Source organism: Pseudomonas frederiksbergensis, from assembly GCF_900105495.1.
GTDB classification, from domain to species: Bacteria; Pseudomonadota; Gammaproteobacteria; order Pseudomonadales; family Pseudomonadaceae; genus Aquipseudomonas; species Aquipseudomonas frederiksbergensis.
Window position 1 is genome coordinate 4,456,933 of record NZ_FNTF01000002.1, and the last position, 26,141, is coordinate 4,483,073.

A 26,141-nucleotide genomic window follows, 5' to 3' on the forward strand; every position below is an offset into this window, starting at 1 on the left:
GTTAGCCAATTTCTGGAAGAGAGTCGCCAGTCAGGCGTGATCCCGCTCATTGATAGCCGGCGTCCATAATCCCCTGCTCGTCATCACCCCTAGAGCAGTCCCCAATAACTTAATGTCTTTGCAACTGTGGTCTGCTGAAATTGCAAAACGCAGCATCGCTTTGCCTTTGGCAATGATTGGGTAAAACACCGGAAAGAGCAGCATGCCTTGGTCACGCAGGGTTCTCGCGGCCTGCAAGCCGGCTTCCTCTGTGTCAAAGAAGGCTCCTCTGACAGGTGACTGAATACCTGCATTGAGCAACTGGTTGTCGGTGAGGGAATCTAAAAGGGCGACATTTTCCCAAAGTCGCCGTTGCAGCATATCGATCTCTTCACTGAGATGGATTTTCACCGCGGCTACGTTTGCCGCCAACATAGGCACCATAATGGAATGACCAAATATCAGCGGATTGGCCAGGGTTCGGATAACTTCAACATCCCGTGGATCTGAAACTACGACAAAACCACCCGCGCCACCAAATGCCTTGGAGAGAGACCCTGCCAGAATAATATTTGCAGGTAATGAGTGATCCACCGCTGAAAAGGCATATCCCGCACCATGACGTCCGACGATCGAAATACCATGAGCATCGTCTACGTATAGGTATCCCCGTGCCGATTCTAGCTGCCGAGATAGCTCGGCGATGGGTACAAGACCACTCATCGAACCGATTCCATCGATCAAGAGCACAGGAGTTTCACCTTTGTCGGTGCAAACTTTCAGCGCTGTAGTCATTGATTCTTGGCTGGTGGACTCAACTCTAGAAACAGGTCCGAACTGCTCCAAAACCCCCCTAAGTACCTGCATTGAAGCATGGGCGGTTTTGTCCATCAGCCAGTGGATTCGTTTTTTGACCGGATACCCACTCAACGAACCACTCCCCAGCAACGGTAAAACACCTAAATGGACACTGCTGGTAGAAGTAAACACCGCAACGCCGCAACCTCTGTAAATCTGAGCAAGCAACTCTTCCAGTTGAGGCAGGTAACTTGGGCGCATTGCGCTTCGAGAAGACGACAGGTGCAGTCCGGAAGTTTCCATAGCCTGGTGTGCGGCTTCGATCAATGCAGAGTGGGTTTCCAAGCCCAAGTACGAACAGGAAACAAACTCTGTGAATGTACCTCCGTCCTGCAAGGTAATGTGCTTACCCACACGACTCGCAACGGTAAAACCTGTAAGCCCTTCCTCGTAAGCCTTCGCCAGTGCACCGGTGGTGTTGCCGCGACGAATGCTCATCCAGTCTTGTTTGGTTTGCACATCCATAGCTAAAGCTCCTTTCTGAAAATCAATATGATTTGCATCCGATGGTCATTACTGAGCTGCCTGAGGCGTCAGACGCTTCCTTATCGATTACAGTTTGCGTATTTGTCAGCTGACTCTGTTTGAACAGTTCACGCACAGCTCTGGCCTGATCCTCGCCATGTTCAATGACTAGCCAACCTTCACGACTAAGTAACTGGTTCGCGAGCGAGATGATTTGCCGTATCAGTTCAAGCCCATCGACCCCGGAATAGACCGATTCCCGTGGATGGTGATCGCTCCACTCAGGCAACAACTCTTGGGACTGTGGGACGTACGGAGGATTAGCGACAATCAAACCGACCTGGTCTGTGAATCGCGTAAATGCCTGTTTGTCGCGAATGTCAGCCTGCAAGTGATTGACCTGCCCCCCCTTGCAGGCCAGTCGATCAATGTTGCGTTTGAGGTACTGCATCGCTATCTCATCAAACTCCACACATGTCACTTTCAGATCCGGTCTGCGCCGTGCGATCGCCAAGCCAATCGCGCCGCTTCCGGCACACAAATCGAGAACACTTGCTCCCGGTCGCAGCGCAGCACTGGTCTCCAGCCACTTGTGAATGATTTGGCTGTGAGGACGGGGGATAAACACGCCGCTACCGACCACCAGCGGCATTTCGTCAAACTCCACCATGCCAACAATATGCCCGAGAGGAATTCGGTTACAGCGCTCTTTAACCGCTAACATAAATTCATCGAGCGCACGGCTTTTATCCAACCGTTGGATATAGCGATCTATTAGACAACTCAAATCAGCTTCCAAGTCCCAAACACCAGACGCTTGCAACATGGCCCGCGCTTGACTAATAGCAAGATACTCACGATCCGTAAGACTCATGACCACTCCTTGTAATACTGCGAAAGTCTTTTCAAAATTGACTTATACAGATAGGAGAATGCGACCAATTCCGGAGGAGGCGTAAACGACGGATGCAAGTCATTTATAAGTTGTTCATAATTGCGCGACAGACCTTCATCCAGCAAAGGAAACCAGTAAGGTTTTATATCCCAACGATACTCATATCCTGTGGCAAACATCTGCTGTACCGTTTCCCTGACCGTATTCTCGCGGGCAAAGCCAGATAGCGGAGCACGTACAGGTTTGAAAGGGCTCAGATCTAGATCGGGAGTCTCTATATCGGTCAAGCAATTAGCTATATACCGCGCCAACAATGGTGATTGGTGCAGGCCGTCTCGATAGGTGCCTGTTGCGAGCCAAAGACCTTCGATACCGCACTCGCCAATCAATGGAAAACCGTCTGCCGGTATTGGTCTGTTGCCAACTTGTATGGAAATGATTTCAGCTCCGTGAAGGTCCAAGTTTAACTGATCAACAGCACAGTCAAGCAAAAACTGAACATCCGATATGAGAGCCTGCTGTTTAGGCTGCTCGGAAATTATATTAGTGGCTCCCAGATACAGGACGCCGTCCCCACGAGGGACACAGTGCAAGCCGCACGCAAAAGCACGATTTGGAGTCCGTATGACAGAACTCGGCAACTCAATCCCTTCTGGCATTTTCACGAGAATTGAAACGCCATATCCACTGAACAACGGTGGAATTTTCTTTACGAGTTCGTCGAAATCACTAAGCAGGTCTAAAGATTGAACGCCTGCTGCAATCACAACCTTTTTAGCCCATAGAGTCTCTCCATTGCATAACTCAATGCCGGTGACTCCCCCACCCTCAGCCAACACACGCAGGGCGTTCTCATTTTTCAGAGCGCCGCCCTCGGAGGTAAATGCAGCATCCAGCTTCTCCAGCAAAAGATGAGAATTCACGGAGTGCTCGTTTGGTATGTACAGCCCACGCAAAGGGCGAACCAGATGGTTAGGTTTCAGCCACTCAATTTTGCGTGGATCAACAATTTCGAACGGCTCACCATACTCACGAAGGGTTCTCTCGATGGTGTCGTAGTTAACGCTATCCACCTCATCCATGCCGGCGGTGTTGAGCAGCACATGGGTCCCAATCGCGGTAAACAGCGAACTGGAATCACCTGAAGAAATTGCCAAGCGCTCCGCCCAACTTGACCACAGGTGTTGAGCTTGTCGGTCCATGTCTAGTTTCAATCGACCAAAATCACTTGCCAGTAGGCCGCTTGTTACCTCCCCGAAACATCCATTCATCGCGCCGGCAGCCCTTGACGCTGCATTTGTACGATCAGTCTCACCAACTCGGCAGACATTTAAACCACGCGTGGACAACTCATATGCGATTGACCCACCAACTGCTCCTGCACCTACAACAATGACGTCGAACTCCATGTTTTGACCTCAGACAATTACCCGCGACGTAAGAAGAATCAACTTTTCTCGTTGGAAAACAGGAACACTTCTATAATTTCGTTACATTGCGATTCAACCGACTATTTGTTTCATATTGTATCTTTGAAATAATTCTACACATATTCAAATAGAGCTAAAAACCTGACCCTCCGCTTTTAAAGCCACAGATTGCCCTGCTGACTTCTAAAAAACAGCAACCTATGAAAACTTACTTAGAGCTACATAATTAGTAAAAACAAATATTTCAAAAAAATAGACAACCACAGATTGTGTGAAAACTTAACTACCCTCCTAGCGATTAGAGCTTGGCAGTAGGTGAGCTGCAGCGATCGATAGCAGTAATTTCCAGGCAGCCGCGTCCTCACCCAAAAGTGGGCGCCCCAAACAATCTCGGGCGTTTGCTTAAGTCACCACTCCGCGTTTTCACCCAGTCTTCGAGGCCTCTTTTGTTTATGAGCAGCTACGCTCGATAGATATCGCCCACGCTGTCCAACCGACAGAGCAATCGACCCGCCCAAGAGGAAGCGCACAGATGGCCCGTCTCACTGCCAAAGACTTTGCTCCGGAACTGCTCGAACTGTACGACTACTACGCCCACGGCAAGATCAACCGGCGTGAGTTTCTGGATCGGGCGGCATTGTTCACCTTGGGTAGCTTGACCGCCAGCGCGCTGCTCGCCGCCCTGAGCCCGAATTATGCGCTCGCCGAGCAGGTTGAATTTACCGACCCGGACATCGTTGCCGAGTACATCACCTATCCATCCCCCAAGGGCAACGGCCAGGTCCGTGGCTATCTGGTGCGCCCGGCGAAAGCCACCGGCAAGGTGCCAGCGGTGGTGGTCGTGCATGAAAATCGCGGGCTCAACCCGTATATCGAAGACGTCGCGCGGCGTGTGGCCAAGGCAGGCTTCATCGCCCTCGCCCCGGATGGCCTGACCTCGGTGGGCGGCTATCCCGGCAACGATGACAAAGGCCGGGAGTTGCAGGCGACCGTCGACCCGGAAAAGCTCATGAACGACTTTTTCGCCGCCATCGAGTGGTTGATCAAGCATGACGCGAGCAGCGGAAAAGTCGGTATCACCGGGTTCTGCTACGGCGGTGGTGTCGCCAATGCCGCGGCCGTGGCTTATCCGGAACTGGGGGCTGCCGTGTCCTTTTATGGTCGCCAGCCAGAAGCCAAGGATGTCGCCCGAATCAAGGCGCCAGTGATGCTGCACTACGGTGAACTGGATACACGCATCAACGAAGGCTGGCCCGCCTATGAAAAGGCACTGAAAGCCGCGGGCAAGACCTATGAAGCGTACATCTACCCCGGCGCCAACCACGGTTTTCATAATGACTCCACGCCTCGATACGATGAGGCCGCAGCCAAGCTGGCCTGGGACCGGACGCTGGGGTGGTTTCGGCGGTACCTGGCTTGATAGTGAGGTTGCTCGTCTGTTGCCAAATAGAGTTGGCGGTGCACCAAACAGTCGAGCAGGATCATCACGTCTCAATCACATCGTCCGCCCAACTGATGGCCGCAACGACGGTAGGAAAACCGATCGTGCTGGTCAGGGCGATCAGCGTGTGACGGATCTGCTCTGGCGTGGCGCCCGCCTCCAGTGCCCGTCGGGTATGACTGTGCACTGCGCCCTCAGAGCGGATGGCCGCCGCGGCACCGAGCTGGATCAGCTGGACAACGATCTCTTCCAGGGGGCCGGTATGACGCACCGCCGTACCCAAGGCCTCCACGGCGGCCAGGTAATCCGGGTATTGCTGTTCGAGACGTTGGTAGGTGTTGTGCGCTTTCTTCTTTGTCATGTTTGTTTCCTCGCGTTGGAGGGCGATCAATTCGCATTTCTGCGTCCGAGTCATCAGGTTGCGATTGGCGAAACTTGCACACTGCAACAGTAGGCTACGCTTACAGCAGCTTATTGCACACGATGCTCGCGTCTGCAGGTTTTGGTTGGTTCTGGAGAGCGTCTGCAACAGCTATTTCAGACAGGTCCAAACCATTCACGCAGGACTACGTGATGACCGAGCCCCTCCTCAGTTTTGATCAACTCAAGCGTGCCGCCGCGTCCGGCGAGATCGATACCGTTCTGGTCTGCATGGTCGACATGCAAGGCCGGCTGGTCGGCAAACGATTCCAGGTCGAGTTTTTCATCGACAGCGGCCATGAAGAAACCCATTGCTGCAATTACCTGCTGGCCGACGACATCGACATGGAGCCGGTGCCGGGTTACGCCGCGGCCAGCTGGAGCAAAGGCTATGGCGACTTTGTGCTCAAACCTGACATGGCCACGTTGCGGCGGGTGCCCTGGCTCGAGTGCACGGCGCTGGTGCTCTGCGATGTGCTCGATCATCACCATCGGCGCGACCTGCCGCACAGCCCGCGGGCGATTCTGAAAAAGCAGGTTGAGCGACTGCGCGAGCGCGGTTACACCGGCATGTTCGCCTCGGAGCTGGAGTTCTATCTGTTCGACGAGAGCTACGAGGCGATCCACGAGCGCAATTACCACAAGCCGAAAACCGCCGGTCATTACATCGAGGACTACAACATCCTGCAGACCACCCGCGAAGAGCCAGTGCTGCGGGCGATTCGCAAACATCTGCAGGCCAGCGGCATTCCCGTGGAAAACTCCAAGGGTGAATGGGGGCCGGGCCAGGAAGAGATCAACATCCGTTACGCCGATGCGCTGACCATGGCCGACCACCACGTCATCATCAAGCACGCCTGCAAAGAGATCGCGCAATTGCAGGGCAAGGCGATCACGTTCATGGCCAAGTGGCGCTATGACGCTGCCGGTTCCAGCAGCCACATCCACAATTCGCTGTGGGACAAGAACGGTAAAAAGCCGCTGTTCTTCGACGCCAAGGCGGAGTTCGGCATGTCGAAACTGATGCGCTCCTGGGTGGCCGGGCAGCTCAAGTACGCCAACGACATCACCTGTTTTCTCGCGCCCTACATCAATTCATACAAGCGCTTTCAGGCCGGCACCTTTGCCCCGACCCGGGCGGTGTGGAGTCGGGACAATCGCACCGCAGGTTTCCGTTTGTGCGCAGAAGGCAGCAAATCCATCCGCATCGAATGTCGCATTGGCGGTGCCGATCTCAACCCTTATCTGGCCTTCGCCGCGTTGATCGCTGCGGGACTGGCCGGTATCGACGAGAAGCTCAGCCTCGCGCCGCCCTTCGAGGGCGATGCCTACGTCGACGAACACTTGCCCGAGGTATCGAAGACCCTGCGCGAAGCCTGCGCCGCACTTCAGGGCTCGACCATGTTGCGCGAAGCGTTCGGCGATGAAGTGATCGACCACTACGTGCACACCGCCGAATGGGAGCAGAAAGAGTACGACCGGCGGATCACCGACTGGGAACTGCAGCGCGGGTTTGAGCGCTATTGAGACCACCATCATGACTTCAACCATTCAACTCATCTCACCGGTCGATGGCCGGGTCTATGCCGAACGCCGCTGCGCCGATGCGGCGCAAATCGACCAGGCGCTGGCGGCGGCCGAAGCTGCCCAGGCGCAATGGAAACGCCGGCCACTGAGCGAACGCGCCGCCTTCTGCAACGCCGCGGTGGACGCGATGTTGGCCATGAAGGCTGACATCGTGCCGGAACTGGCCTGGCAGATGGGCCGCCCGGTGCGCTTTGGTGCTGGCGAACTGCGCGGTTTCGAAGAGCGTGCCCGGCATATGATCGCCATCGCGCCTGAAGCCCTGGCGGCGATTGAACCCACGCCTATTAACGGTTTTCGACGCCATATCAAACGCGAACCGTTGGGTACGGTGTTGGTCGTCGCCCCCTGGAATTACCCCTATCTGACGGCAGTGAATACGATTATCCCGGCGCTGATGGCCGGCAACAGCGTGATCCTCAAACACGCGTCGCAAACGCTGCTGGTGGGTGAACGGTTCGCCGAGGCCTTTCGCCGCGCCCATCTGCCCGAAGGGTTGTTCCAGAACCTGCTGCTGAGTCATCTCTATACCGGAGCGATCATTGCCTCTGGACGCGTGCAGCAAGTGAACTTCACCGGTTCGGTCGAGGGCGGTAAATCCATGGAACATGCTGCCGTAGGGGGTTTCCTCGGCGTGGGCCTGGAACTCGGTGGCAAAGACCCGGCCTACGTCCGCGCAGACGCCAACCTCGAACATGCGGTGGAAAACCTGGTGGACGGCAGCTACTTCAATTCCGGGCAAAGCTGTTGCGCAGTTGAACGCATCTATGTCGATGAAAAAATATACCCGCTGTTTGTCGAACGCTTCGTCGCGCTGACTCGCCAATACGTGCTGGGCAACCCCCTGGACGAAGCCACCACCCTAGGCCCGCTGGTCAATCCGGGCGCGGCTGATTTCGTCCGCGGGCAGATCGCCGATGCGCTGTCTAAAGGTGCAACGGCCCTGATCGACACAAAGACCTTTCCCGCCGACGCACCGGGCAGCGCCTACCTCGCGCCGCAAGTATTAGTCGACGTCACCCATCAAATGTCGGTGATGCGCGAAGAAAGCTTTGGTCCCGTGGTCGGCATTATGCCGGTGGCCAGCGACGATGAAGCCATTGCCTTGATGAACGACAGTGAATTCGGGCTCAGTGCTTCCATCTGGACGCAAGACCTTGACGCCGCCGAACGCCTGGGCAACGAGATCGACACCGGCACCGTGTTCATGAACCGCTGCGATTACCTGGACCCGGCCCTGGCCTGGACCGGAGTGAAGAACAGCGGGCGCGGCGTCACGCTGTCGCGCTTGGGTTATGAACATCTGACCCGCGCGAAATCCTTCCATTTGCGCCATGAGATCTAAGCCATGAGCCTGACCGCGAACTGGAATTACCCCACAAGCATCCGCTTCGGTGTCGGCCGCATCGCCGAACTTGCCGAGATCTGCCGCAGCCAAGGGATCCAGCGACCGTTGCTGGTCACCGACAGTGGCCTGGCGCGTGCCCCGATCACCCTCTCGGCAGTGGACGCCTTGCGTGCCGCCGGCCTTGGCGTGGCGCTGTTTTGCGACCTTAAACCCAATCCGGTCGAAGCCAACCTGGCGGGCGGCCTCGACGCCTGGCGCGCCGGCAAACACGATGGCGTGGTCGCCTTCGGCGGCGGCAGTGGCCTGGACATGGGCAAACTTATCGCCTTCATGAGCGGCCAGACCCGACCGGTGTGGGATTTCGAAGACATTGGCGATTACTGGACCCGCGCCGACGAAGGCAGCATCGCCCCGATCATTGCGGTGCCGACCACAGCGGGCACTGGCTCCGAGGTGGGCCGTGCGGCGGTGATCATCGATGAGCGTACGCACACCAAACGCATCATCTTCCACCCGAAGATGATGCCGCGCGTGGTCATCAGCGACCCGGCCCTGACCGTCGGTATGCCGGCCAAGGTCACCGCGGGCACCGGCATGGATGCGTTTGCGCATTGCCTGGAATCGTACTGCGCCCCCGGCTTCCATCCCATGGCCGAAGGGATTGCGGTTGAAGGCATGCGCCTGGTCGCCAACGCCTTGGTGCGAGCCGTACACACACCCTCGGACCTGGAGGCGCGAGCGGAAATGCTCGCAGCTGCTGCGATGGGTGCTACCGCTTTCCAGAAAGGCCTGGGCGGGATGCACGCCCTCTCACATCCGGTGGGCGCCCTGTACGACACCCATCACGGCATGACCAACGCCACCTTCATGCCTTATGTCCTGAAATTCAATCGCCCGGCCATCGAGGAACGCATCACCCGCCTGGCGGCTTATTTGCGTCTGCCCTCGCCCGGCTTCGACAGTTTTCTGGCCTTCGTCCTCAAGTTGCGCAAGGACATCGGCGTGCCCCATACGCTGATTGAGCTGGGAGTGGATGACCGGCAGGCCGACCTGATCGCGGACATGGCGATTGTTGACCCCTGCGCTGGCGGCAACCCGCTACCCTTGACCCGAAATGGCGCGGCAGAGATTTTCGACGCGGCGTACCACGGCCGTCTGTAGGAGCATTGCTTGTCCATGGCCAAGGTGCGAACGCGCAGCATGGACGGGGTTTATCCGTTAGAAAAAGGAGCAGTACGACAAGGGGTTGAAGGCCAGCCCATCCGGCACCGAAAAACCCGGGTGGATGCGTATCAAAACCTGAAGGGGCACACAACATGAAGCCAACAAGCCAGCCTGGCACGAGCGCGCCGCAAGACGATGACGTCAAGCTGCTGCACAGCATGGGTTATGCCCAGGAGCTCTCGCGACGCATGGGCGTTTTCTCCAACTTTGCCATTTCCTTTTCGATCATCTGCATCCTCTCGGGTGGTATCAACTCACTCGCTCAGGGGACCTCAGGTGCAGGCGGTGCGTCAATCGGCATCGGTTGGCCGATCGGTTGCCTGATCTCCGGATTTTTCGCCATGGCCATGGCGCAGATTTCCTCGGCCTACCCCACCGCTGGCGGCCTCTATCACTGGGGTTCGATTCTTGGTAACCGCTTCACCGGCTGGCTGACCGCCTGGTTCAACTTACTCGGGTTGATTACCGTGCTCGGTGCAATCAACGTCGGCACCTATTACTTCTTTTTCGGTGCCTTCGGACCCGCCCTGGGAATGGAAGACACCACCACGACCCGGGTGATTTTCCTGGCGATCCTGACCGGCATCCAGGCCTTGTGTAATCACCTGGGTATCGGCCTGACGGCGAAGCTCACCGATTTCTCGGGCTATCTGATTTTCGCCACAGCGCTCGCGCTGACCATCGTCTGCCTGATCTCGGCGCCCAGCTATGAGTTCGCCCGGTTATGGACCTTCAGCAACTATTCCGGCGAGGCTGGCGGCAACGTTTGGCCACAGGTATCGAACGGCTGGATTTTCATGCTCGGCCTGTTGCTGCCGATCTACACCATCACCGGTTATGACGCCTCCGCGCACACCTCGGAAGAGACCCGGAATGCGGCCATGTCGGTGCCTCGCGGAATGGTCATGTCGGTGGTCTGGTCGTTGCTGTTCGGCTGGGTCATGCTCAGTTCGTTCGTGCTGATGCTGCCGAGCATGGACGAGGCGGCGAAGCAAGGCTGGAGCGTGTTCTTCTGGGCCATGGATACCCAGGTCAATCCGACGGTGAAAGTGGCGCTGTACGTGGCGATTTTCATCTCGCAATTCCTTTGCGGGTTGGCGACCGTGACCTCGGTCTCGCGCATGATCTTCGCGTTCTCCCGGGACGGTGGCCTGCCCTTCTCCAAAGCGCTGTCCTCGGTCTCGCCGACCCTTCGCAGCCCGGTGGCAGCAATCTGGACCGGTGCCACGCTTGCGGTGTTGTTTGTCTGGGGATCGTCAGTGATATCCATCGGTGAAACGCCGGTCTACACCATCGTGGTGTCCTGCACAGTGATCTTCCTGTTCTTCTCCTTCATCATTCCCATCGTGCTGGGCCTGTTTACCTATGGGACTTCGAAGTGGCCGACCATGGGGCCGTGGAACATGGGACGCTTCTGGTACACAGTGTTCGCCCTCCTCTCGATCCTCTCGATGGTGGTTATTTTCGTCATCGGCATCCAGCCACCAAACGATTGGGCGCTGTACATCACCCTCGGTTTTCTGGTGCTGACGGCGATTGTCTGGTTCGGGTTTGAAACGCGACGCTTCCAGGGGCCGCCGATAGGCGACATGATCGTCAAGCGTCAGGCTGAAATCGCGGCGGCGGAAGCGGCGTTGAATAGACAGGCTGGAAACTGATTGCTAGTTACGCGTGACGTTGACTCTGTGGCGAGGGCGCTTGCTCTCGCCAGACTGCGATTTTTTAAAGGATCATTGCAACGCAAGGGAGGGCGTTAATGGCATGCTGACCTCGGTCTGTGATTGGGCAATCCCAGGATCAGTACCCATGGATCAACAGGGCGCAGGGCCGGCAGGAGGCATGCAATGGAATTGAAGTTCAGTCACGTCGATATATTGGTCAAGAATCTCGAGGAAGCCTGTGCTTACTACGCACAGATACTGAAAGCCAGAATCTCCAAAACGCTCGTCTGGGAGCGAGGTGGTCTGCATGTGCGCTACGCGATTGCGCTGATCGGCCAAGAGCGTTTCATGTTGGTTCAGCCGTTGGCGGGGAACCTGAAGGAACTGTTGGACGCCTCGGGCGAGGGGATGATTTATCGCCATTGCTACTCGACACCGGACATCGAGAAGGCCTATGACGAATTGATGGTCGCCGATGTTCAGCCAGAAGATGAAAACGGCGCGCCGTTGGCCCGCGAGAACCTGCTATCCCCGTCCGGAGCCCGCATCATCTGGTTGCCCAAGCGTTTCGGGCACTTCTCCATCGAGATCCTGGAAGAAAAAGCGCTGGAGGCATTTGTCGAGGCGGCGTTTGCCTGAGAGACACAAGCTCGAACGCACGTAACCCCATCGGTCCAGCGGATATTCGCTGGGCCGATGTCATCTTAGTCATGGAAGACGCAGTGAAGCCCTGTCTCACGCCCTAGGCTTCGTGCACCAACCTCTGCCATCATTGAAGAGTTTACAAACCGAGCAGAAAACATGAACCGTCGTAAAAAAATACAGCAGTTGTTAAAGGCTCACGCAAAAAAGGCCAGTGCCAAATTGGCACCGGCCAGTAAGTCTAAATACATTAGTAAAGCTGACCGGTTGAAACTGGCTGCTGAGCCTGGCCCGGACTCGATCATTTCCCCTGACAGCTGATCTATTCAACAGCGCGGGTCGCCGTCCAGATGCTGGAGCCAACAGCCTCGTTTATCGCTACATCTCGACCTGTGTGCCCAGCTCTATCACCCTGTTAAGCGGCAATTTGAAGTACTTCAGATTGCTGTTGGCGTTCTTGAGTAAAAAGGCAAACAGGCTCTCTCGCCAACGAGCCATACCCATGCGCTTGGTCGCAATGACCGTTTCTCGGCTGAGGAAATAGGTCGTGCGCATCGGACTGAAATCCAGATCGGCCAAGTGACAGAGACTCAAGGCCAGGGGAACATCCGGCTCCTCGATAAACCCGAAGTGCAGACTGACCCGGAAGAAGCCTTCACCATAGGCTTCGACCTCAAACCTTCTGTCAGCACTGACGCGAGGGCTGTCTTCAGACACTACCGTGAGCAACACGACTTGCTCATGCAAAACCTGGTTATGCAACAGGTTGTGCAGCAGCGCATGAGGAACGGCATCGGCCCGGGCCGTCAGAAACACCGCCGTGCCTTGTACGCGATGAGGAGGCTGCGTACGGATGCTGCTGATGAAGAGCGGCAGAGGCAGCGCGGTTTCATCCAGCCGCTCAACCACAATTTTCCTGCCCCGCTTCCAGGTCGTCATCAAAATGAACAGGCCGATGCCGGCAATCACCGGGAACGCACCGCCCTGAAAAATCTTCGGCGCGTTGGCGGCGAAATACAGACCGTCTACCAGCAAAAATCCGAGCAGCATCGGGATGGCCAACCAGCGCGGGGTTTTCCACAAGAGCAGCACGACAGCCGAAGACAAGAGGGTTGTGATCAGCATGGTCCCCGTCACAGCGACACCATACGCTGCGGCCAAAGCACTGGACGACTCGAAACCAATCACCAACAACACGACACCGACCATCAACGCCCAGTTAACCGTGCCGATGTAGATCTGCCCTTGCTCCTGGCTGGAGGTGTGCTGGATAAACATGCGAGGGACGTAACCCAGCTGGATGGCCTGGCGAGTCAGGGAGAAAGCACCGGAAATCACGGCTTGAGACGCGATGATGGTAGCCAGTGTGGAGAGCGCGACCATCGGCAACAGTGCCCACTCGGGCGCCAGCAAATAAAACGGATTGCGCACAGCCTCCGGGTTTCCCAGGATCAAGGCGCCTTGGCCAAAGTAGTTGAGCACCAAACCGGGCAACACGAGAATGAACCAGGCACGAGAAATCGGTTTGCGACCAAAGTGCCCCATGTCCGCATACAGCGCTTCAGCACCGGTCAATGACAACACGACGGCACCCAGGATGGCCACGCCGATCCCCGGATGCGCGATGAAAAAATGAGCGCCCCAGTATGGGTTGAGCGCTTGCAAGACTTCCGGGCGCTGCAAAATGCCATGGATCCCCAGCGCACCTAACACTACAAACCACAGCACCATCACTGGGCCGAACAGGATCCCGATGCGAGCCGTGCCGTGTTTCTGGATCAAGAACAGCGCCACCAGCACGATCACTGACAAGGGCACAACCCAGTGTTCTATTCCGTCAAACGCCAGCTGAAGTCCTTCAACCGCAGAGAGCACTGAAATAGCCGGGGTGATCATGCTGTCCCCGTAAAAAAGCGCCGCACCGAACAGGCCCAGCAGAACCAGTACCTTGCTCAAGTGCGGATAAGGTGTTGCCGCGCGGCGGGCTAAAGCCGTCAACGCCATAATCCCGCCTTCGCCCTGGTTGTTGGCGCGAAGGATGAACAGCACGTATTTGATCGAGACCACCCAGATCAGCGACCAGAAAATCAACGACAGAATGCCTAGCACGCCGTCGTGATTTACCTGAACGCCGTAGTGACCGGAAAATACTTCTTTCAACGTGTAGAGGGGGCTGGTGCCAATGTCCCCGTAAACCACCCCGACAGCGGCGACGAGCAAGCCTGCACCTGAGGTTTTGGCTTGAGAATTTTCATGTGCAACAGACGTTGTTTCGCTCACGGTAGACTCTCTGAATGAAGGGGGAGAAAGTGCATACCATCCTTGAGCGAGACGGCTCCCCGAGGCCGTTTGAGACAGGCGGCCGTAAAGAGGCATTGATTCAAACGGTTATTGATGACCTTGGTTGACACCTCGCTTAGCCAAGAGGTGAAGTGCTATACGTAACGAAGACGTTAAAAAACGCGGCCAGTATCGTGTGGGACGAAAATGACCACCGTAAAGAAAGCGTAAAAAATCATATGAGAGGCGAGCCTTGGACATTCGATCGTCCAAAACCCTGACGGGCAGATCAAACCACCCTCGTTGCGCAATGGATCAGCCAAACAGGCTCGCGCGGACCTGGCAGCGATGGATCCTGTGCCTGAGCATTGTCGTGCCCGGCATCGCCGGTGCAGAGACACGCCCCGAGAACATGGTGTATCTGCGCACGATTGAGCCGGGCATCGAGCAAGACATTCGCTATGCCAGCGCTCACAACTTCACCGGGCACCCACTCGACGGTTACGCCGCGCCACAGTGTCTGTTATCGCTGGACGCCGCCAAGGCCCTTGCTCGGGTACAAACGGCATTGCGGGCGCAGGGCTACGGTTTGAAGGTGTTTGACTGTTATCGACCGAGCCGTGCCGTTGCCGATATGGGGCGCTTTGCGTCGGAGCCGGGTGACCCGCGCAAGGCCGAGTTCTATCCGCGCGTGGACAAGCAGGATTTCTGGCGCCTGGGCTACGTGGCCCGGGTGTCGAACCACTCCAAAGGCTCAACCGTGGACCTGACACTGACCGGCCCGGATGCCCTGCCCGCCGATACCTGGACCCCTTCAGCCGGACAAGTCGATTGCACCGCCCCTTATGGCCAGCGTTGGCGCGACGGCGCGCTCGACATGGGCACGGGGTTCGATTGCTTCGATGAGCGCGCACATACCGACAACCCGACGATCAGCGCTGCCGCCAGGGACAATCGCCAGAAGCTCAGCAGGGCCATGGAGAAAGAAGGATTTATCGGATATTCCAAGGAATGGTGGCACTTCACCTACAGCGGGGACGGTTCTCCGAAGAACGTCATGGACTTCCCCATTACGCCGCTGGCTGCGCGCGATGTTCTCGACACCGCCAATCAGCTGATTGTGGTCACCACAAAAAACTGGACTGACATTCAGGGCACTGCCCAGCGCTATGAGCGACAAGGCAACGGCTTTCGAAAATACGAAGGGGCGTTTCCGGTGGTGGTCGGCAAGAGCGGGCTGGCGTGGGGCAAGGGCCTGAGCAGCGTTGAGCAACGCGAAGGTCCGGTCAAACGTGAAGGTGACGGCAAAGCACCTGCCGGGGTGTTCAAACTGGGAACCGCGTTTGGCTACGACAGCACGGCCGACACCAGACTGCCTTACCTGGCACTCACCCCGACCATCGAATGCGTGGATGACAGCCACTCCACGCGCTATAACGAGCTGGTCGACGGAGCGGCTGTTTCGAAAGACTGGGACAGCTCCGAACAGATGCGTCGCGATGACGACACCTATCGAAAAGGCATTTTCATCGAGCACAATACGCCAGCGTCCCCCACCTCGGGCTCGTGCATTTTCTTCCACATCTGGCGCGGCCCCACCTCGCCGACGCTGGGTTGCACCGCCATGGATCCAGCGGATATTTCTCGATTGTTCAATTGGCTGGAGCCTCGCCAGTCCCCTCTGCTGGTTCAAATGCCCGAAACGGAATACGAGCACTTTCGCGAGAGCTGGAACCTTCCCGAACGTTGATGGCGGGTAGACGGTGGCTGGAGGTTCTGGCCATCGCCGAAGACCAGCCAGTTCAAATTCGTATACCCTATCTGCAATTCAATCCTGACGATCACGACCGTGGCCCTGACCAAACTCAACGCTCCCGACCTTGGCAATTCGCCTTCGACGTCGGAAATCATCACCCGTCATCTGCGTGACGCCATCGTCGCCGGGCATTTCGCCGAGGACGAGCCGATTCGCCAGGACGACATCGCCCGTCAGTTCAACGTCAGCAAGATTCCGGTGCGCGAAGCCCTCAAGCGCCTGGAGGCCGAAGGCCTGGTGATGTTCCAGCGCAATCGCGGGGCGATGGTCACCCGGGTTTCCGATGCAGAACTGGCGCAAATGTTCGAAGTGCGCATGCTGCTCGAAGACAAGGTGCTGCGCTTGGCCATTCCGAACATGACCGAAGAAACCTTCGCCCGTGCCGAACGCATCTGCCAGGAGTTCATCGGCGAAGATGATGTGGGCCGCTGGGCCGAGCTCAACTGGGAACTGCACGCTTGCCTTTACGAGCCGGCGCAACGACCGTTTCTGGTCGGCCTGATCCGCTCGGTCAACGACAAGCTGGAGCGCTACCTGCGCATGCAGATGAGCCTGTCGGCCGGCAAGGAACGCGCCGATCACGAACACCGGGAAATCCTTGCGGCTTGCCGCGCCGGTGATGTGGACCTGGCGGTGAAGTTGCTCGACGAGCACATTGCCGGCGTCTGCAAGACCCTGTTCGAGCACCTGCCTCACCACCACTGACCGCTCGCCGCACTGTGCCGATTTCGTCATCGGCACTGGATAAAACCATCAAGCCGGCAAACCCTCCCACAGGCCACTCTTTCGTTCACTCATCTGAACGGACGTGGCCATCCCATGAAACGCATCACCGTGATCGACTCCCACACCGGCGGCGAACCGACCCGCCTGGTAACCGCCGGCTTTCCTGACCTGGGCAACGGCAGCATGGCCGAGCGTCGACAGCGGCTGGCCGAACAGCATGATCAATGGCGCGCCGCTTGCGTGCTGGAACCCCGAGGCAGCGATGTGCTGGTCGGCGCCCTGCTCTGTGAGCCGGTGGACCCGAGCGCCTGTGCCGGCGTGATTTTCTTCAACAACAGCGGTTACCTCGGCATGTGCGGCCACGGCACCATCGGCCTGGTGGCCTCGCTGGCGCATCTGGGCAAGATCGGCCCCGGGATGCACAGCATCGAAACCCCGGTGGGCACGGTGCAAGCGACGCTGCATGAAGACCATTCGGTCAGCGTGCGCAACGTGCCGGCCTACCGTTACCGCAAAGCGCTATCGTTGCAGGTGCCGGGGATCGGTCAAGTGACCGGCGATGTTGCCTGGGGTGGCAACTGGTTCTTCTTGATCGCCGAGCACGGTCTGCGTATTGCCGGCGATAACCTCGATGCGCTGACCGCCTACACCTTCGCCGTGCAGCAAGCACTGGAAACTCAGGGTATTCGCGGCGAAGACGGCGGCTTGATCGACCATGTCGAGCTGTTCGCCGATGACGAACAGGCCGACAGCCGCAACTTCGTCCTCTGCCCCGGCAAGGCCTACGACCGCTCTCCGTGTGGCACCGGCACCAGCGCCAAACTGGCGTGCCTGGCGGCCGACGACAAATTGCAGCCGGGACAGATCTGGCGTCAGGCCAGTGTCATCGGCAGCGAATTCGAGGGTTCCTACGAACTTCAGGGCGAACGCATTGTGCCGACCATTCGCGGCCGCGCCTTTATCAGCGCCGAAGCCAGCCTGATCATCGAACAGGACGACCCGTTCGCCTGGGGCATTCTTCCGTGAACGAGGGCCGGGTGGCCGATGTGATCGTGATCGGCGCCGGCATCATCGGCGCCGCGTGTGCCCAGGCGCTGGCGGGACGCGGCTTGCGCGTGCTGGTACTGGACGCCGGCCTGCCCGGCGCTACGGCGGCGGGCATGGGCCACTTGCTGGTCCTGGACGACAACCCGGCCGAACTGGCCCTCAGTCAATATTCCCTGCAGCGCTGGCGCGAACTGGCGCCGGCCCTGCCCGACGGCTGCGCCTACCGGTGCAATGGCACCCTCTGGCTGGCGGCCAATGCCGAAGAAATGGCCGTTGCCCACAGTAAATACCTGAATTTGCAGGCCCAAGGCGTGGCCTGCGAATTGATCTCCAGCAGTGCCTTGTACCAGCGCGAACCGGAACTGCGCGAGGGTCTGGAAGGCGGACTGCTGATCAATGGCGACGGCATTCTGTATGCGCCGGCAACCGCCAATTGGATGCTCGACACACCGAACATCAGCCAACGTCGGGCGCGGGTCAGCGAAGTCGATGGCAACCGTGTGCGGCTCGACGACGGTCACTGGCTAAGCGCCGAAGCGGTGATTCTGGCCAACGGCGTCCAGGCCAACGCGCTGTGCCCGGAGTTGCCGATCGAGCCGAAGAAAGGCCACTTGCTGATCACCGACCGCTACCCCGGCAAGGTCACTCACACCCTGGTGGAACTTGGTTACGTCACCAGTGCCCACAACGCCAGCGGCCCTTCGACGGCTTGCAACATTCAACCCCGGCCGACCGGACAACTGTTCATCGGCGCCTCACGCCAATTCGGCACCACCGACCCGCAAGTCGAGGGCTGGATGCTGGCGAAAATGCTCCGGCGTGCCACCGATTACATGCCGGGTCTGGCTCAGCTCAACGGTATCCGCGCCTGGACCGGTTTTCGCGCTGCCAGCCCCGACGGCTTGCCGCTGGTGGGTCAGCACCCGCAACGCAAAGGCTTATGGCTGGCGGTCGGTCACGAAGGCCTCGGCGTGACGACCGCCCCCGGCACCGCTGACCTATTGGTCGCGCAGCTGTTCGACGAAACGCCGCCGCTGGCCGCGCAACCGTATCTGCCGCAACGTTTTCTCGGAGAGCCCGTTTATGCCTGAATTGATGCTCGACGGACGTACCCTGCGGGTCGCCGAAGGCACCAGCGTCGCTGCTGCACTGGCCCTGAGCGGCGACGGCTGCGCGCGCACCTCGGTCAGTGGCCAACGCCGCGCACCGCTGTGCGGCATGGGCATTTGCCAGGAATGCCGGGTGACCATCGACGGTCGGCGGCGCCTGGCCTGCCAGACCCTGTGCCGTGACGGCATGCACGTGGAGACTCAAGCATGAACGAATACGCCGACCTGCTGATCATCGGTGCCGGTCCCGCCGGCATGGCCGCTGCGCTCGCCGCAGCGCCAAGCGGTGCGCGCATCGTCCTGCTCGATGACAACCCGCTGCCGGGCGGGCAAATCTGGCGTGATGGCCCTCAGGCCAACCTGCCGAATACAGCGCGTCAGATGCGCGAGCAACTCGAGGCGTGCAGCAACATCTACCGCCACTCCGGCACGCGGGTGATTGCCAGCGCCGGGCCGAAACAACTGCTGGTCGAAGACGCCGATCGTGGCTGGCTGATCGGCTACGACAAACTGATTCTCTGCACTGGCGCCCGCGAGTTACTGCTGCCCTTCCCCGGTTGGACGTTACCCGGCGTGACGGGTGCGGGAGGCCTCCAGGCATTGATCAAGGGCGGGCTGCCGGTGCAGGACGAACGCATTGTGATTTCCGGCAGCGGACCGTTATTGCTGGCCAGCGCCGCCACCGCAAAACACAACGGCGCCCGGATATTGCGCATCGCCGAGCAGGCCAGCGCGGCCGCCGTCGCCGGTTTCGCCGCGCAGTTGCCACGCTGGCCCAACAAGCTGATGCAATCGGTCACGTTGTTCGACCGCCATTACCGTCCCGGGACCCATGTACTGGCCGCCCTGGGCAATGAGCGGCTGGAAGCTGTGCGTCTGCAACAGCAAGGAAAAATCGTCGAACTGGAATGTGATCGCCTGGCCTGTGGCTTCGGCCTGATACCCAATACCCAACTCGGCCAGGCCCTTGGCTGCGAACTTGAAGGTCTGGAGATTGCCGTCGATGCCTGGCAGACCACTCGCCGCGCCGATCACTATGCGGCGGGTGAATGCACCGGTTTCGGTGGCAGTGAACTGGCATTGGTCGAAGGCGCCATCGCTGGCCACGCCGCCGTCGGCGACCTTGATTCGGCCCGAGCATTGTGGCCGCGTCGTACACGTTGGCAGGGTTTCGCCAACGCCCTCAACAAAGCATTCACCCTCGACCCGCAACTCAAGTCGCTGGCACAACCCGACACCTTGGTGTGCCGCTGCGAAGACGTGCCTTACGCAGCGCTCGCCGGGCACACTGACTGGCGCGAGGCCAAACTGGCCAGTCGCTGCGGCATGGGCGCTTGCCAGGGCCGGGTGTGTGGCGGCGCGTTGCAGCACCTGTTCGGCTGGCAACCTTCGGCGCCACGGCCACCGTTCAGTCCGGCGCGGATCGAGACCTTGCTGTGCCTGGACGACACCCCACCGGCCTGAATGCCGGCCCGGGGCTTTCGGCTCCGTCGCCGAGTCTTTATGATCCGGGGCATTGCCTTCAGACGCCCTGCGCCATGTATGCCTCGCTCACTACCTTCAAACCCTGCGACCTGCCCACCCTGCTGAGCAGTCTGCAGCCGATCGCGGCGCTGCTCGATACCCTGTCGGACGTGGTGTTTTTCATCAAGGACAGCGAGGCCCGCTACGCCTTCGTCAACCAGACCCTGGCCCGGCGCTGTGGCTTCAAACACAGTGACGAGCTGCTCGGGCGCACCGCCGACATGGTCTTTCCCGAGCGCTTCGGTCCGCTGTACACCGAACAGGACCGGCGGGTGCTGTCCACTGGCCGAGAACTGGCCGACCAACTCGAACTGCACCTGTATTACGGCAACCAGCCGGTCTGGTGCCTGACCCACAAACTCGCGCTGCGTGACCTGCAAGGTCAGATCGTCGGCCTGGCCGGCATCTCTCGCGACCTGCAAGCGCCACAGTCCAGCCATCCGGCCTTCCAGAAACTCGCAGCGGTGGACGCGCATATCCGCAGCCATTTCGCCCGTCCGATCAGCCTCGCCGAACTGACCGCGATCGCCGGGTTTTCCGTGGCGCAACTGGAGCGCCACTGCAAACGAGTGTTCCAGCTCACCCCACGGCAGATGATTCACAAGGCGCGCCTGGAAGAAGGCTCCCGGCTTTTGTTGCACACCGACCTGCCCATCACCGAGATCGCCCTGCGCTGCGGTTACACAGACCACAGCGCGTTCAGCCGGCAGTTCCGCGCCTTGACCAGTCTGGCGCCAAGTCAGTATCGCGAAAGCCGTCGCTGAAGCCGGGCGAGTGTTCCTTTAAGGGGCGCCCGGCGTTTCCACTGCTCCCTTCTGTAACACCGCCTGATACAGCCCGCCGAGGCGTTCTTCTCCTAAGCCCTGTTCCCACAATCTTGTAAGACCTTTAGCTCAAGGCTTGGCGAATAATTCTCGCCTCAGTTCGGAAACAGGCACGCTCATTGCTAATCACATATCGTATACGAAATCCCCAATACGATATCCAACAGCACTTTCCGACAACGAGGCCTCTATGAAAAACCCCGCATTTGCCGTAGCCCTCAGCGCTGTTCTCAGTACTTCCTTTATCGCCACCGCCCAGGCCGACAAGCTCGACGACATTATTGGTTCGGGCAAGCTGCGGTGTGCCGTGACCCTGGACTTCCCGCCAATGGGTTTTCGCGATGAAGGCAACAACCCGGCCGGTTTCGATGTGGACTACTGCCGCGACCTGGCGAAAATCCTCGGGGTCGACGCCGAAGTGGTTGAAACGCCCTTCCCCGATCGAATTCCGGCACTGGTCTCCGGGCGCGCCGACGTGATCGTTGCCTCCACCTCCGACACCCTTGAGCGGGCCAAGACCGTCGGCCTCACCGTGCCGTACTTCGCCTTCCAGATGGTGGTGCTGACCCGCGACAACACCGGCATCAACAGCTTCGCCGATATCAAAGGCAAAGCCCTGGGCAACACCAGCGGCACCTATGAAGCCATCGCCCTGGAAAAAGACGTGAAGAACTGGGGCACTGGCACCTTCCGCGCCTATCAGTCGCAGAACGACACGCTGCTGGCGGTCGCCCAGGGCCACATCGACGCCACCGTGGTCACCAACACCGTGGCCGCCGCCACCATCAAGTCGGGCAAATACAAGAACCTGAAAATTGCCGGTAACGCGCCGTACACCATCGACTACGTGTCCCTGGGCGCCAAGCGTAACGAGTATGGCCTGCTCAACTACCTCAACCTGTTCGTCAATCAGCAGGTGCGCAGCGGCCGCTACAACGAGTTGTTCACCAAATGGGTCGGCACCGAGATTTCACCCACCGACCTGACCGTGCCCAAGGTCTATTACTGAGGTGTCCGGCATGCCTAGGCCAACCTCACTGACCGGTCGCAGCCTGGTCGCCGGCGCCGCACAAGGCGCCCTGCTGTTTGCCGATGTCGGGCTGAGTTTCTGGGGCGGGGTCGATCCATTTAGTGGAGAGATCATCGACCGTCACCACCCACTCAGCGGCGAACATCTGGCCGGCCGGGTGCTGGCGATTCCCAGTGGTCGCGGTTCGTGCACCGGCAGCAGTGTGCTGATGGAACTGATCAGCAACGGCCATGCGCCGGCCGCACTGGTGCTGGCCGAACCCGATGAGATCCTGACCCTGGGCGTGCTTGTGGCACAGACCATTTTCGAGCGTTCCCTGCCGGTGCTGTGCATCGGCCGGGAGGCCTTCGCCACCTTGCGCGGCAAGGCCTTTGCTCGGGTCGAAGCGTCAACGGTGACCTTGTTCGAACACCGGCCGGGCGATGCCTGGCAGGCACTCGACAGTCCGTTGCAGACAGTAGAAAAAACCACCGCCATCGAACTCACCGAACACGATCAGGCTCTACTCGACGGCGAGCATGGCAAAGCCGCGCAAGTGGCGATGCAGATCGTCTTGCGCATGGCTGAACTGCAAGGTGCGCGCAGTCTGGTAGACGTCACCCAGGCGCACATCGACGGCTGCATTTATACCGGACCTGCGAGCCTGCGCTTTGCCGAACAACTGGTGCAGTGGGGAGCCAAAGTGCGGGTGCCGACCACCCTCAATTCGATTTCCGTCGACCAGCGCCGTTGGCGCGAGTTGGGCATTGATCCGGAGCTCGGCGTACCGGCCAGCGCCTTGGGCGATGCGTACATGGCGATGGGCGCGCAGCTGAGTTTTACCTGCGCGCCCTACCTGCTCGACAGCGCGCCGAAGGCCGGCGAGCAAATCGTCTGGGCCGAATCCAACGCCGTGGTGTATGCCAATAGCGTGCTCGGCGCACGCACCCTGAAATACCCGGATTACCTGGATATCTGCATCGCCCTGACCGGCCGCGCGCCGCTGATCGGCTGCCATCTGGACGCGCAACGTAAAGCGAGTCTGCAAATCGAATTGCCGGATTTGCCTGAGTTGGACGATGCCTTCTACCCGCTGCTCGGTTACCACATCGGTGCCTTGGCCGGCAGCCGGATTCCGCTGGTGCTGGGACTGGAACAGAGCAAGCCGAGCCTGGACGATTTGAAAGCCTTCGGCGCCGCTTTCGCCACTACCTCCGCCGCGCCGCTGTTCCACATCGCCGGGGTGACCCCGGAAGCACTCGACCCGGCGCAGGTGCTGGAAGCGAATGTCCCCGTGCCGGTGGAAAAAATCCGTCTGAAGGATTTGCTGCTCAGCTGGCACGAGCTCAACAGTGCCCGCGACAGCCGGGTGGATGTGGTCTCGCTGGGCAATCCGCACTTCTCTCTCAGCGAATTCGCACATCTGGCGCGGCTGTGTCTGGGTCGGCACAAACACCCCGAGGTGGTGCTCGCCATCACCTGCGGTCGTGCGGTGCTGGAGCAGGCCCGCGAGGCGGGACATATCGCGGTGATCGAAACCTTCGGCGCAACCCTGGTCACCGATACCTGCTGGTGCATGCTCGGCGAGCCGGTGATCCCGTTGGCCGCCAAAACCTTGATGACCAACTCGGGCAAATACGCCCATTACGCACCCGGCCTGGTGGGCCGCAAGGTGCACTTTGCCAACCTCGCCGAATGTGTCGACGCCGCCTGCAGCGCCACGGCCAGCGGTCGTTTGCCGGCCTGGCTGCAATCGGCCGTCTCACTGGAGAGCCACGCGCATGTTTGATTACACCTTCCAATGGCGCGCGACCCTGCGCGCCCTGCCGGACATGCTGGCCGGCGCCTGGGTCACCTTCGAGACCGCCGCGCTGTCGATGATTTTCGGCGTGCTGATCGCCCTGGCCCTGACGGTGATGCGCGAAGCCAAACAGCCGTTGTTGCGCGGCATCGGCAACGGCTGGGTGTCGATCGCCCGCAACACGCCGTCGCTGTTCCAGATCTATGTCCTCTACTTCGGCCTCGGCTCACTGGGTTTGCATGTCAGCTCATGGTTCGCGCTGCTGGCCGGGATCACCTTCAACAACGCCGGTTACCTGGCGGAAAACTTTCGCGGTGGCCTCAAGGCGGTGCCCGGCACGCAGGTGCGCGCCGCGCGTTCGCTGGGCATGAGTGCCTTCCAGGCTTACCGGATGATCATCGTCCCGCAGCTGCTGCGCATCGTGTTCTACCCGTTGACTAACCAAATGGTCTGGGCGGTGTTGATGACATCGCTGGGGGTGATCGTCGGGCTGAACAATGACCTCACCGGCGTGACCCAGGATTACAACGTCAAGACGTTCCGCACCTTCGAATATTTCGCCATCGCCGCGGTGCTGTATTACCTGATTGCCAAGGCGATCGTCGCCGTCGCCCGGCTGATGGCCTGGCGACTGTTCCGCTACTGAGGAGGTGAGCATGTTGACCACCAGTTTTTCCTGGAATGACCTGTTGTTCTTGCTGGATGGTGCCTGGGTCACTCTGAAACTCACGTTCTGGTCGATCATCCTCGGCTCCGTCGCCGGGTTGCTGTTCGGCTTGCTGCGGGCGCTGTTGCCACGCGCCAGCCTGCCGCTGGCGTGGGTGCTGGACGTGTTTCGCAGCGTGCCGTTGCTGATCCAGTTTGTGTTGTTCAACTCGCTGAAAAGTATTGTCGGCTTGAACATCAGTGCCTTCAGCGTCGGCTGCATTGTGCTCGGGGTCTATGCCGCCGCGTACTTCACCGAGATCGTGCGCAGCGGCGTGCTTTCAGTGCCGTTCACCGTGCGCCGGGCCAGTCGTTCCCTGGGCCTGAGTTTCCTCCAGGACCTGCGCTGGATCGTCCTGCCGATGGCCACGCGGGTGGCGTTTCCCGGCTGGCTGAACCTGGTGCTCAGCGTGATGAAAGACACCGCGCTGGTGATGTGGATCGGCATCGTCGAACTGCTGCGCGCCTCGCAAACCATCGTGACCCGCATTCAGGAACCGCTGCTGGTGCTGTGCATCGCGGGCCTCATCTACTACGTCATGAGCCTGGTGGTCGCTCGCCTCGGCGCTCGTCTGGAAAGAAGGTGGCAAGAAAATGATTGAGATCGACAACGTACACAAATCCTTCGGCAACCTCGAAGTGGTCAAGGGCGTCAACCTGACGGTGAACAAGGGCGAGGTGGTGTCGATCATCGGCGGCTCCGGATCGGGCAAGTCGACCCTGCTGATGTGCATCAACGGCCTGGAACCGATCCAGAAAGGCAACATCCGCGTCGACGGTGTCGAGGTCCATCACAGCGCCACCGACCTCAACCGCCTGCGGCAGAAGATCGGCATCGTCTTCCAGCAATGGAACGCCTTCCCGCACCTGACCGTGCTGGAAAACGTGATGCTGGCGCCGCGCAAAGTACTGGGCAAGAGCAAGGCCGAAGCCGAGGAACTGGCGGTCAAGCAACTGACCCACGTCGGTCTGGGCGACAAGCTCAAGGCCTTTCCCGGCAAGCTCTCTGGCGGCCAGCAACAGCGCATGGCGATTGCCCGCGCCCTGGCCATGTCGCCGGACTACATGCTGTTCGACGAAGCCACTTCGGCCCTCGACCCGCAGTTGGTGGGCGAGGTGCTGGACACCATGCGCATGCTCGCCGAAGACGGTATGACCATGGTGTTGGTGACGCATGAGATTCGCTTTGCCCGGGATGTGTCTGATCGTGTGGCGTTCTTTCGCAATGGGCTGGTGCATGAGATCGGTTCGCCGGATCAGGTGATTGGGAATCCGGTGCATGCCGAAACTGCGGCGTTTCTGAAATCAGTGAAATAGCTAATGGCCCTATCGCGAGCAGGCTCACTCCCACAG

The 26,141-nt window shown here is 59.2% G+C and carries 24 protein-coding genes; 19 read left to right on the forward strand and 5 right to left on the reverse strand.

Going from position 1 to position 26,141, the window contains the following annotated elements:
• Positions 1–30: 30 nt before the first annotated feature.
• The 3 genes from BLW70_RS20845 to BLW70_RS20855 are packed head-to-tail and all read right to left on the reverse strand — an operon-like array spanning position 31 to position 3,606.
• A complete protein-coding gene (locus BLW70_RS20845) occupies positions 31–1,302 on the reverse strand; it encodes an aminotransferase class I/II-fold pyridoxal phosphate-dependent enzyme (protein WP_074877162.1) in 1,272 nt (423 codons plus the stop codon).
• Between the two features lie 22 nt (positions 1,303–1,324).
• Positions 1,325–2,176 carry a HemK/PrmC family methyltransferase gene (locus BLW70_RS20850; RefSeq protein ID WP_074877164.1) on the reverse strand — a complete coding sequence of 284 codons (852 nt, stop codon included), beginning with the start codon at positions 2,174–2,176 and terminating at the stop codon, positions 1,325–1,327.
• Positions 2,173–3,606, reverse strand: coding sequence for an NAD(P)/FAD-dependent oxidoreductase (locus tag BLW70_RS20855; protein ID WP_074877166.1), 1,434 nt, complete (start codon positions 3,604–3,606; stop codon positions 2,173–2,175). The genes BLW70_RS20850 and BLW70_RS20855 overlap by 4 nt, the downstream gene beginning before the upstream one ends.
• 553 nt (positions 3,607–4,159) lie before the next feature.
• Here BLW70_RS20855 and yghX point away from each other — a divergent pair.
• The gene (gene yghX / locus BLW70_RS20860; protein ID WP_074877168.1) at positions 4,160–5,047 is read left to right on the forward strand and encodes a YghX family hydrolase; all 888 of its coding nucleotides are present in this window, start codon (positions 4,160–4,162) and stop codon (positions 5,045–5,047) included.
• Between the two features lie 64 nt (positions 5,048–5,111).
• Here the strand turns inward: yghX and BLW70_RS20865 are convergent, their stop codons facing one another.
• Positions 5,112–5,429, reverse strand: a complete 318-nt coding sequence (locus tag BLW70_RS20865; protein WP_074877170.1) for a carboxymuconolactone decarboxylase family protein — start codon at positions 5,427–5,429, stop codon at positions 5,112–5,114.
• Positions 5,430–5,641: 212 nt separating this feature from the next.
• On the opposite strand from BLW70_RS20865, the gene BLW70_RS20870 reads away from it, so the two are divergent.
• From BLW70_RS20870 to BLW70_RS20895, 6 genes are all read left to right on the forward strand, one after another.
• A complete protein-coding gene (locus BLW70_RS20870; RefSeq protein ID WP_008157169.1) occupies positions 5,642–7,015 on the forward strand; it encodes a glutamine synthetase family protein in 1,374 nt (457 codons plus the stop codon).
• 10 nt (positions 7,016–7,025) lie between these two features.
• Complete coding sequence (locus BLW70_RS20875; RefSeq protein ID WP_074877172.1) at positions 7,026–8,417, forward strand: aldehyde dehydrogenase family protein; 1,392 nt, start codon at positions 7,026–7,028, stop codon at positions 8,415–8,417.
• 3 nt (positions 8,418–8,420) lie between these two features.
• Positions 8,421–9,581, forward strand: coding sequence for an iron-containing alcohol dehydrogenase (locus BLW70_RS20880; protein ID WP_074877174.1), 1,161 nt, complete (start codon positions 8,421–8,423; stop codon positions 9,579–9,581).
• A gap of 155 nt (positions 9,582–9,736) precedes the next feature.
• Positions 9,737–11,302 carry an amino acid permease gene (locus BLW70_RS20885; RefSeq protein WP_074877177.1) on the forward strand — a complete coding sequence of 522 codons (1,566 nt, stop codon included), beginning with the start codon at positions 9,737–9,739 and terminating at the stop codon, positions 11,300–11,302.
• 186 nt (positions 11,303–11,488) lie between these two features.
• Entirely contained in the window at positions 11,489–11,944 is a 456-nt protein-coding gene (locus BLW70_RS20890; RefSeq protein WP_074877179.1) for a VOC family protein, read from the forward strand.
• A gap of 162 nt (positions 11,945–12,106) precedes the next feature.
• The gene (locus BLW70_RS20895; protein WP_074877181.1) at positions 12,107–12,268 is read left to right on the forward strand and encodes a DUF2986 domain-containing protein; all 162 of its coding nucleotides are present in this window, start codon (positions 12,107–12,109) and stop codon (positions 12,266–12,268) included.
• A 57-nt stretch (positions 12,269–12,325) separates the two neighbouring features.
• Here the strand turns inward: BLW70_RS20895 and BLW70_RS20900 are convergent, their stop codons facing one another.
• Positions 12,326–14,227, reverse strand: a complete 1,902-nt coding sequence (locus tag BLW70_RS20900) for a potassium transporter Kup (protein ID WP_074877183.1) — start codon at positions 14,225–14,227, stop codon at positions 12,326–12,328.
• A gap of 310 nt (positions 14,228–14,537) precedes the next feature.
• On the opposite strand from BLW70_RS20900, the gene BLW70_RS20905 reads away from it, so the two are divergent.
• From BLW70_RS20905 to BLW70_RS20960, 12 genes are all read left to right on the forward strand, one after another.
• Positions 14,538–15,977 carry a M15 family metallopeptidase gene (locus tag BLW70_RS20905; RefSeq protein ID WP_074877185.1) on the forward strand — a complete coding sequence of 480 codons (1,440 nt, stop codon included), beginning with the start codon at positions 14,538–14,540 and terminating at the stop codon, positions 15,975–15,977.
• Positions 15,978–16,076: 99 nt separating this feature from the next.
• Complete coding sequence (locus tag BLW70_RS20910; RefSeq protein WP_174553771.1) at positions 16,077–16,748, forward strand: GntR family transcriptional regulator; 672 nt, start codon at positions 16,077–16,079, stop codon at positions 16,746–16,748.
• Positions 16,749–16,862: 114 nt separating this feature from the next.
• Entirely contained in the window at positions 16,863–17,795 is a 933-nt protein-coding gene (locus BLW70_RS20915) for a 4-hydroxyproline epimerase (RefSeq protein ID WP_074877187.1), read from the forward strand.
• A complete protein-coding gene (locus BLW70_RS20920) occupies positions 17,792–18,907 on the forward strand; it encodes an NAD(P)/FAD-dependent oxidoreductase (protein ID WP_074877189.1) in 1,116 nt (371 codons plus the stop codon). The genes BLW70_RS20915 and BLW70_RS20920 overlap by 4 nt, the downstream gene beginning before the upstream one ends.
• Positions 18,900–19,136, forward strand: coding sequence for a (2Fe-2S)-binding protein (locus BLW70_RS20925; protein WP_074877191.1), 237 nt, complete (start codon positions 18,900–18,902; stop codon positions 19,134–19,136). Before BLW70_RS20920 ends, BLW70_RS20925 begins: the two co-directional genes overlap by 8 nt.
• Positions 19,133–20,389, forward strand: coding sequence for an NAD(P)/FAD-dependent oxidoreductase (locus BLW70_RS20930; protein ID WP_074877193.1), 1,257 nt, complete (start codon positions 19,133–19,135; stop codon positions 20,387–20,389). Before BLW70_RS20925 ends, BLW70_RS20930 begins: the two co-directional genes overlap by 4 nt.
• Before the next feature lie 74 nt (positions 20,390–20,463).
• The gene (locus BLW70_RS20935) at positions 20,464–21,213 is read left to right on the forward strand and encodes an AraC family transcriptional regulator (RefSeq protein WP_074877194.1); all 750 of its coding nucleotides are present in this window, start codon (positions 20,464–20,466) and stop codon (positions 21,211–21,213) included.
• A 250-nt stretch (positions 21,214–21,463) separates the two neighbouring features.
• Complete coding sequence (locus BLW70_RS20940) at positions 21,464–22,282, forward strand: ABC transporter substrate-binding protein (protein ID WP_008157204.1); 819 nt, start codon at positions 21,464–21,466, stop codon at positions 22,280–22,282.
• 10 nt (positions 22,283–22,292) lie between these two features.
• A complete protein-coding gene (gene lhpI, locus BLW70_RS20945) occupies positions 22,293–24,071 on the forward strand; it encodes a cis-3-hydroxy-L-proline dehydratase (RefSeq protein WP_074877196.1) in 1,779 nt (592 codons plus the stop codon).
• A complete protein-coding gene (locus tag BLW70_RS20950) occupies positions 24,064–24,729 on the forward strand; it encodes an amino acid ABC transporter permease (RefSeq protein ID WP_074877198.1) in 666 nt (221 codons plus the stop codon). The genes lhpI and BLW70_RS20950 overlap by 8 nt, the downstream gene beginning before the upstream one ends.
• A gap of 10 nt (positions 24,730–24,739) precedes the next feature.
• A complete protein-coding gene (locus BLW70_RS20955) occupies positions 24,740–25,390 on the forward strand; it encodes an amino acid ABC transporter permease (RefSeq protein ID WP_074877199.1) in 651 nt (216 codons plus the stop codon).
• Positions 25,383–26,105 (forward strand): amino acid ABC transporter ATP-binding protein, encoded by a 723-nt coding sequence (locus tag BLW70_RS20960; RefSeq protein WP_008157200.1) that lies wholly within the window; start codon positions 25,383–25,385, stop codon positions 26,103–26,105. The genes BLW70_RS20955 and BLW70_RS20960 overlap by 8 nt, the downstream gene beginning before the upstream one ends.
• Positions 26,106–26,141 lie beyond the last annotated feature (36 nt).

Coding starts and splice junctions, on each gene's coding strand:
- BLW70_RS20935 (WP_074877194.1), top strand. CDS start 20,464: ATGTATGCCTCGCTCACTACCTTCAAACCCTGCGACCTGCCCACCCTG.
- BLW70_RS20925 (WP_074877191.1), top strand. CDS start 18,900: ATGCCTGAATTGATGCTCGACGGACGTACCCTGCGGGTCGCCGAAGGC.
- BLW70_RS20870 (WP_008157169.1), top strand. CDS start 5,642: ATGACCGAGCCCCTCCTCAGTTTTGATCAACTCAAGCGTGCCGCCGCG.
- BLW70_RS20955 (WP_074877199.1), top strand. CDS start 24,740: ATGTTGACCACCAGTTTTTCCTGGAATGACCTGTTGTTCTTGCTGGAT.
- BLW70_RS20865 (WP_074877170.1), bottom strand. CDS start 5,429: ATGACAAAGAAGAAAGCGCACAACACCTACCAACGTCTCGAACAGCAA.
- BLW70_RS20905 (WP_074877185.1), top strand. CDS start 14,538: ATGGATCAGCCAAACAGGCTCGCGCGGACCTGGCAGCGATGGATCCTG.
- lhpI (WP_074877196.1), top strand. CDS start 22,293: ATGCCTAGGCCAACCTCACTGACCGGTCGCAGCCTGGTCGCCGGCGCC.
- BLW70_RS20940 (WP_008157204.1), top strand. CDS start 21,464: ATGAAAAACCCCGCATTTGCCGTAGCCCTCAGCGCTGTTCTCAGTACT.
- BLW70_RS20845 (WP_074877162.1), bottom strand. CDS start 1,302: ATGGATGTGCAAACCAAACAAGACTGGATGAGCATTCGTCGCGGCAAC.
- BLW70_RS20850 (WP_074877164.1), bottom strand. CDS start 2,176: ATGAGTCTTACGGATCGTGAGTATCTTGCTATTAGTCAAGCGCGGGCC.
- BLW70_RS20880 (WP_074877174.1), top strand. CDS start 8,421: ATGAGCCTGACCGCGAACTGGAATTACCCCACAAGCATCCGCTTCGGT.
- BLW70_RS20890 (WP_074877179.1), top strand. CDS start 11,489: ATGGAATTGAAGTTCAGTCACGTCGATATATTGGTCAAGAATCTCGAG.
- BLW70_RS20855 (WP_074877166.1), bottom strand. CDS start 3,606: ATGGAGTTCGACGTCATTGTTGTAGGTGCAGGAGCAGTTGGTGGGTCA.
- BLW70_RS20875 (WP_074877172.1), top strand. CDS start 7,026: ATGACTTCAACCATTCAACTCATCTCACCGGTCGATGGCCGGGTCTAT.
- BLW70_RS20915 (WP_074877187.1), top strand. CDS start 16,863: ATGAAACGCATCACCGTGATCGACTCCCACACCGGCGGCGAACCGACC.
- BLW70_RS20885 (WP_074877177.1), top strand. CDS start 9,737: ATGAAGCCAACAAGCCAGCCTGGCACGAGCGCGCCGCAAGACGATGAC.
- BLW70_RS20950 (WP_074877198.1), top strand. CDS start 24,064: ATGTTTGATTACACCTTCCAATGGCGCGCGACCCTGCGCGCCCTGCCG.
- BLW70_RS20895 (WP_074877181.1), top strand. CDS start 12,107: ATGAACCGTCGTAAAAAAATACAGCAGTTGTTAAAGGCTCACGCAAAA.
- BLW70_RS20960 (WP_008157200.1), top strand. CDS start 25,383: ATGATTGAGATCGACAACGTACACAAATCCTTCGGCAACCTCGAAGTG.
- BLW70_RS20930 (WP_074877193.1), top strand. CDS start 19,133: ATGAACGAATACGCCGACCTGCTGATCATCGGTGCCGGTCCCGCCGGC.
- yghX (WP_074877168.1), top strand. CDS start 4,160: ATGGCCCGTCTCACTGCCAAAGACTTTGCTCCGGAACTGCTCGAACTG.